Here is a 6,774-nt window from a genome sequence, read left to right as displayed (position 1 = left end):
TTTGGCTTTGGCTTTGGCTTTGGCTTTGGCTTTGGCTTTGGCTTTGGCTTTGGCTTTGGCTTTGGCTTTGGCTTTGGCTTTGGAGGATGTGATGCGACGGGATCGTCGTAAAGGCCCGTTCGATCAGGCCGGCCGCGCCGACGCCAAATCAGATCAGATCGGGTCGATCTGCTGGAAGGCGTTGCGCAGGGCTTCGGACCAGGCCGCGCTCATCCGCGAGAAGCCCTCGTCGTCGGCCTCGATGCGGCGCCGGCGGCTGATCTCGAGGGAATTGGCCTCGATCACCGCGAAATCGAGCGGCATGCCGACGCTCAGGTTCGAGCGCAGCGTCGAATCCATCGACAGCAGCACCGCCTTCTCGGCATCGGCGAGCGACGTACCCGGCGCAATCACCCGGTCGAGGATCGGCTTGCCGTACTTGTGCTCGCCGATCTGCAGGAAGGGCGTGTCGGCGGTGGCCTCGATGAAGTTGCCCTCGGGATAGATCAGGAACATGCGCATCGGGCCGCCGTTGCGCTGCCCGGCGACGATCATCGAGGCGGTTGCGTTCTGGCTCATCCGCTCCATCTTCGCCGAGACCTCGGAGGTCACGTCCGAGAGCATGCCGCCCACGATCTCGGCCACCTGCAGCATGGTCGGCGCGTGCATGATGGATTTCGGGCTGTCGCCCTCCTCGATGGCGTCGGTCAGCCGTGCCATGGTGGTCTGGGTGATCGAGAGCGATCCCGCGGTCATGATGCCGATGGCGCGCTCGCCCGGCTCCTCGAACAGGAACATCTTGCGATAGGTCGCGATGTTGTCGAGCCCGGCGTTGGTACGGGTGTCGGACAGGAGCACGATGCCCGCGTCCAGCAGCAAACCCACGCAATAGGTCATTTCCGAATCCCTTAGGTCACACCGCCCCGCAACGGCTATAGAGACCCCGGTCCCCCCCGGCAATGGGGACGAAGGGCGTGGCTCAGGACTGTTGCTGTTGCTGCTGCCCGCCTTCGGCCGTCACGATGACCTCGACTTCGAGATGTTCCTCGGGCGTGCTGCCCTGCACCACCCCGCGGATTGGCGCCGCATCCTGCGCGTCGTAGCCCGAACCGAGCCGGATGTAGCGCTCGTCGGGGCAGCAGGCGTTGGCCGCGTCGAAACCGACCCAGCCGAGATCCGGCACGAAGAGCTCGGCCCAGGCGTGGCTTGCCTCGTGCGCCGCGCTGTCCTCGTCCGCATGCAGGTAGCCGGTGACGTAGCGCGCCGGGATGCCCGCCACATGGGCCACGGCGATGAGCGCGTGGGCGTGGTCCTGACACACACCCTTGCCGCCGGTCAGCGCCTCGGCCGCGGTGGTGTGGGCCCTGGTCTCGCCGGGCGCGTATGCGATGGCCTCGCCCACCGCGCGCGCCAGCGCGTGGGCACGGTCGAGATCGGTCGCGGTCTTCATGCCGTCGAGCGCCGCGAGCGAGAGCTCGCGCAGCGCCTGGTCGGCGCGGGTATGCCAGGTCGAACGCAGGTAGAGCGACGCCGGCCCCTTTTCGCGATGGTCGCGCAGCACGCCGAAGAGATCGACGGTCTCGACCTCGCCGCTGACCACGACGGTCAGCTCGTCGAGCGGGCCGCGCCAGCTTGCGAGCGCGGTGCGGTCGCCGGCGCCGTCGGTGAATTCGGCACCGCGCAGAGCGCCCTCGGTGGTGACACCCCACGACAGCACCTTCTGCGAGGCGCAGTCGGCGGGCCAGAGCCGCAGCGATTGCGCGACGCCGCGCACAGGCTGGTCGAAGCGATAGCGGGTGGTGTGACGAACGCTCAGTCTCATGCCGGTATCCCGTTCAGGTAGACGTCCTGGACCGTGGTCGCGAGCCCCGCGTTGCGCGCCATGAAGCGCGCGAGGAACTCGTGCAGCCCTTCGTCGAAGATGTCGTCCACGGTGGCCCGGTCGAGATCCTCGAGCAGCCGGTGCGCCACCTCCTGCGCCCGCGTGCCGGTCTGGTAGAGCGCCGCGAGGTTGTCGAGATGGTCGCAGCTCCATTGCACGCAGGACAGCAGCGAGCGCGGGAACTTGCGGTTGAGGATCAGCAGGTGTGCGATCTTCTGTGCGGTGATCTCGCCGCTGTAGGTCCAGTTGAAGGCCCGCTGCGCGGTCATCGACTGCAGCAACAGCGCCCACTGGCTCTGGTCGAGCCCCGAGCCCACGTAGGACAGCGACGGCAGCAGAACGTAGTATTTCACATCGATCAGCCGCGCGGTGTTGTCGGCACGCTCGAGCGAGTTGCCGAGCCCCATGAACTCGTAGCCGTCGTTGCGCAGCTGGGTGGCAAGGACGCAGCCCCGCACGAGGTGGCAGTTGCGCACCGTCCACTCGGTTAGGTCGGTCATGTCGAGCTTGCTGCGCTCGGTCCGCTGGTGCTGCTTCAGTTCCTGAAAGGCGGTGTTGATCGCGTCCCAGACCGGCGAGGTGAGCGCCGTGCGCACCACCCGGGCATTCTCGCGCGCGGCATTGATGCAGGACAGCACCGAGGACGGGTTGTCGGCATCGAAGAACAGCCAGGTCTCGATGTTGCGCTGGTTGGGTTCGCCGTACTTGTCGCGAAACTCCTCGAGCGTGCTCTTGGCCTGAAGCACGGCTTCCCAGTCGTTGCGGTAGCCGCCCGAGGCATCGGGCAGCAAGGCGTTTCGGGCGCCGACCTCGAGCAGGCGGGCGGTGGTTTCGGCGCGCTCGAGATAGCGCGCCATCCAGTAGAGGTGTTCCGCGGTGAGGAAAAGCATGATCTTATTCTCCGCCCTTATTCTGAAAAGACCCAGGTGTCCTTAACGCCCCCGCCCTGCGACGAGTTCACCACCAGCGAGCCCTCGGTCAGCGCCACGCGGGTGAGGCCGCCCGGCACCAGCCCGATCGATTCCCCCACGAGACAGTAGGGCCGCAGGTCGACGTGGCGTGGCGCGATGCCCTCCTCCACGAAGGTCGGACAGGCCGAGAGCGCCAGCGTGGGCTGCGCGATGTAATTGTCGGGCTTGTCGCGGATCTTGGCCGCGAAGGCCTCGATCGTCGACTTGTCGGCCTTGGGACCGACCAGCATGCCGTAACCGCCCGAGCCGTGCACCTCCTTGACCACCAGCTCCGGCAGGTGTTCGAGCACGTATTTGCAGTCGTCCTTCTTGGCGCATTGCCAGGTCGGGACGTTCTCGAGCACCGGCTCCTCGCCAAGGTAGAAGCGGATCATCTCGGGGACGTAGGTGTAGATCGCCTTGTCGTCCGCCACGCCCGCGCCCGGCGCCGAGCAGATTGTCACGCCTCCCGAGCGGTAGACGTTCATCAGCCCCGGCACGCCCAGCATGGATTCGGGCTTGAAGCAGAGCGGATCGAGGAAGCTGTCGTCGATCCGGCGGTAGATCACGTCGACCTTCTTGGGGCCCTCGGTGGTTTTCATCCACACGAAATCGCCCTCGACGAAGAGATCCTGCCCCTCGACCAGCTCGACCCCCATGAGGTCGGCGAGGAAGCTGTGTTCGTAATAGGCCGAGTTGAACTGGCCCGGCGTCAGGATGACGATGTTGGGCTCGGCCATGCACTTCTTGGGCGCGACCGAGGCCAGAGTCTTCTTCAGCGCGTTGGCGTAGCCGTCCACCGGCGCGATGCGGTTCTCCATGAACAGCTGCGGGAACATGCGCATCATGATCTCGCGGTTCTGCAGCATGTAGGAGACACCCGAGGGCGTGCGGCAATTGTCCTCGAGCACGTAGAACTGGTCGGGGCCGGTGCGCACGAGGTCGACGCCCACGATGTGGCTGAACACCCCGCGCGGCGGCATGAAGCCGATGGCGGCCTTCTCGTAGGCCTCGTTGTTGGTGACGAGGTGCTCGGGGATGCGCCCGGCCCGGATGATCTCGCGTCGGCCGTAGACATCGCAGAGGAACGCGTTGAGCGCGGCGGCCCGCTGGCGGATGCCCTTGTCGAGCTTTCGCCACTCCTCGGCGGTGAGGACCCGGGGGAACATGTCGAAGGGAATGAGCCGCTCCGGATCGCCGCCCTCGCCGTAGACCGCGAAGGTGATGCCCACCCTCCGGAACAGCGACTCCGCCTCGGTCTGCTTCAGGCTTCGAAGCTCCGAGGGCATGGAGCGATACCATTTTTCTAGGTTCTGATAGGCGGTCCGAACGTCTCCGCCGTTCATCATTTCATTGAAGATGCTGGCTAGCTTGGCGCTCATGGTATTCCCTTCGCTCTGCGCCTCAAACTCCAACTTTCCTGCCACAAGTGAAAGTCCCCGAGAGAAAAAATTTGGTGCCCGAATGCGTCTGCGCCCATTCCTTGGGCAGGCTCAGGATCGAATCCAATCCGGCCCCGGAACCACCCCAAACGCATGGCAGCCATGGCCGGAATGCACCCCTCCGCCCAAGTTTTGATCTTCGGTCATAATTTTCGCTTACGCAACAGGCAAAAACACAACGCCTTCTCGGAGCCGCCGGAATTGACGTGGCGGCGTTTCGCGGCTCGGCTAACCAAAAGCAGCGCCACGGATTTGGCGCATAACGGGGGTGCCAAGATCGACCGACGGCCCGATCCGACGGCGATCCAGGCGACATAAAAAAGCGAAGCGGCGAGCAGTCCTGTCTCTACCGCCCGACCGGACGTCGGGGCGGCGACGGGAGGATTACGCCGCGCACAAGGGAAGTGACATCCATGATCAAATCACTGAAGTTTTCGGGTGTGGCCGCTGCGGCTCTCATCGCCGCGGGCGCGGCCTCGGCGCAGGACGTGACCTGCCCGATCAAGGTGGGCGTGCTGCACTCGCTCTCCGGCACCATGGCGATCTCCGAGACCACCCTGAAGGACACCATGCTGATGCTCGTCCAGCAGCAGAACGACAAGGGGGGCCTGCTGGGCTGCGAGCTCGAGGCGGTGGTGGTCGACCCGGCCTCCGACTGGCCGCTCTTCGCCGAGAAGGCTCGCGAGCTGCTGACCGTGCACAACGTCGACGTGATCTTCGGCAACTGGACCTCGGTGTCGCGCAAGTCGGTGTTGCCGGTGATCGAGGAGCTGAACGGCCTGCTCTTCTACCCGGTGCAGTACGAGGGCGAGGAAAGCTCGAAGAACGTGTTCTACACCGGCGCTGCGCCGAACCAGCAGGCGATCCCTGCGGTGGACTATTTCCTCGACGAACTCGGCGTCGAGAAGTTCGCGCTGCTGGGCACCGACTACGTCTACCCGCGCACCACCAACAACATCCTGGAATCCTACCTGAAGTCCAAGGGCATCGCGGCCGAGGACATCTTCGTCAACTACACCCCCTTCGGCCATTCCGACTGGGCGACCATCGTCAGCGACGTGGTCAAGCTGGGTGAGGACGGCAAGCAGGTCGGCGTGATCTCGACCATCAACGGCGACGCCAACATCGGCTTCTACAAGGAGCTCGCCGCCGCCGGCGTCTCGGCCGACGACATCCCTGTCGTCGCCTTCTCGGTGGGCGAGGAAGAGCTCTCGGGCCTCGACACCTCGAACCTCGTCGGCCACCTCGCCGCGTGGAACTACTTCATGTCCGCCGACACCCCCGAGAACGCCGAGTTCATCGAGACATGGCACGCGTTCATCGGCGACGAGAAGCGCGTCACCAACGACCCGATGGAAGCTCACTACATCGGCTTCAACATGTGGGTGAACGCCGCCACCGAGGCCGGCACCACCGACGTCGACGCCGTGCGCTCGGCCATGTGGGGCCAGGAGTTCCCGAACCTGACCGGCGGCACCGCGGTGATGGGCGTGAACCACCACCTCTCGAAGCCGGTGCTGATCGGCGAGATCCGCGCCGACGGCCAGTTCGACATCATCTCCGAGACCGACCCGGTCCCGGGCGATGCCTGGACCGACTATCTGCCGGAATCGGCAGTGCTCGAGTCCGACTGGAAGGATCTCGAGTGCGGCATGTACAACACCGAGACCAAGACCTGCGTGCAGATCCAGTCCAATTACTGATCTGACCCGATCCGCGGCGGGCGCGCGTTCATTGCGCCCGCCGCATCCGATTCTCCGTCGTTTCATCGAAGGCTGCCCATGCTGCGCGCGCTCCTCCCCGCCCTCGCGCTGATCCTCTGCCTTGGCCTGCCGGCGCCCCGCGCCGCGGCTCAGGAGCAGGACCTGCAGGCGATCCTCCAGACCAATGCGGACGAGGTGGCCAATCCCGGCCGCCGCAGCGTGAGCGAGGTGATCGAGACCCTCGCGGCCTCGGGCCTCGACAGCGCGCCCGATTTCCTCGAGCACTGGGCCGACCGCGGCGTCTACCGCCGCACCACCGACGGGCTATTCTTCTACGCGAAGAAGGACGGCTCCGATTTCGCCCTCATCGACATCTCCACCGGCGAGCCGGCCGGCACCGCGCCCTCGGGCGATCTCGAACAGATCCGCCCCAACGGCGGCGTGCGCCGGGTGATCGCCACCGCGCTGGTGCAGTTCCAGCTCTCCGATCCCGACATCGTCCGCCGCACCGCAGCGCTCGACGCCATCGCCCGCAGCCCCGAGGCCGAGCAGCTGGAGCCGCTGCGCGCCTCCATCGGGGACGAGCCCGACGACGCGCTGCGTGCCCGCAAGGAAGATCTCGCCGGCATGCTCGCCGCCACCTTCGGCGACACCCCCGAAGAGCGCATAGCCGCCATCGAGGCGCTGTCCGGCGGGCTCTCGGTGCAGATCCGTGCGGTGCTGAACCAGATCCTGACCACCCGCTCCGGCGTGGCTGTGGAACTCCCCGCAGACGCGAACGTCGCCCGCACCCTCACCCCCGGCGACGAGCTGACCGA

The 6,774-nt window shown here is 65.9% G+C and carries 5 protein-coding genes and 1 pseudogene; 2 read left to right on the top strand and 4 right to left on the bottom strand.

Translation table 11 applies throughout. The annotated features are described in order from the left end of the window. Positions 1-153: 153 nt before the first annotated feature. The 4 genes from HC022_RS16165 to HC022_RS16150 all read right to left on the bottom strand — a co-directional run bounded on the left by HC022_RS16165 (position 154) and on the right by HC022_RS16150 (position 4,193). Complete coding sequence (locus HC022_RS16165; protein WP_089962768.1) at positions 154-876, bottom strand: peptidase; 723 nt, start codon at positions 874-876, stop codon at positions 154-156. Positions 877-958: 82 nt separating this feature from the next. Further along, positions 959-1,801 carry a transglutaminase family protein gene (locus tag HC022_RS16160; RefSeq protein WP_167453118.1) on the bottom strand — a complete coding sequence of 281 codons (843 nt, stop codon included), beginning with the start codon at positions 1,799-1,801 and terminating at the stop codon, positions 959-961. Then, positions 1,798-2,751 carry an alpha-E domain-containing protein gene (locus tag HC022_RS16155; protein ID WP_167453117.1) on the bottom strand — a complete coding sequence of 318 codons (954 nt, stop codon included), beginning with the start codon at positions 2,749-2,751 and terminating at the stop codon, positions 1,798-1,800. The genes HC022_RS16160 and HC022_RS16155 overlap by 4 nt, the downstream gene beginning before the upstream one ends. Before the next feature lie 17 nt (positions 2,752-2,768). After that, entirely contained in the window at positions 2,769-4,193 is a 1,425-nt protein-coding gene (locus tag HC022_RS16150) for a circularly permuted type 2 ATP-grasp protein (RefSeq protein ID WP_167453116.1), read from the bottom strand. 473 nt (positions 4,194-4,666) lie between these two features. Here HC022_RS16150 and urtA point away from each other — a divergent pair, with 473 nt between their 5' ends. Further along, the gene (urtA, locus tag HC022_RS16145; protein ID WP_089962764.1) at positions 4,667-5,956 is read left to right on the top strand and encodes an urea ABC transporter substrate-binding protein; all 1,290 of its coding nucleotides are present in this window, start codon (positions 4,667-4,669) and stop codon (positions 5,954-5,956) included. Between the two features lie 78 nt (positions 5,957-6,034). Further along, positions 6,035-6,774: pseudogene (locus tag HC022_RS16140) on the top strand (urea ABC transporter permease subunit UrtB); the annotation flags it as partial.

Origin of the sequence: Salipiger sp. HF18 (genome assembly GCF_011806505.1) — a bacterium.
Taxonomy (GTDB): Bacteria; Pseudomonadota; Alphaproteobacteria; order Rhodobacterales; family Rhodobacteraceae; genus Salipiger; species Salipiger thiooxidans.
Note: the sequence above shows the minus strand (reverse complement) of the source record. Positions and strands in the feature narration are given on the sequence as shown.

Coding starts and splice junctions, on each gene's coding strand:
- HC022_RS16165 (WP_089962768.1), bottom strand. CDS start 876: ATGACCTATTGCGTGGGTTTGCTGCTGGACGCGGGCATCGTGCTCCTG.
- HC022_RS16160 (WP_167453118.1), bottom strand. CDS start 1,801: ATGAGACTGAGCGTTCGTCACACCACCCGCTATCGCTTCGACCAGCCT.
- HC022_RS16155 (WP_167453117.1), bottom strand. CDS start 2,751: ATGCTTTTCCTCACCGCGGAACACCTCTACTGGATGGCGCGCTATCTC.
- HC022_RS16150 (WP_167453116.1), bottom strand. CDS start 4,193: ATGAGCGCCAAGCTAGCCAGCATCTTCAATGAAATGATGAACGGCGGA.
- urtA (WP_089962764.1), top strand. CDS start 4,667: ATGATCAAATCACTGAAGTTTTCGGGTGTGGCCGCTGCGGCTCTCATC.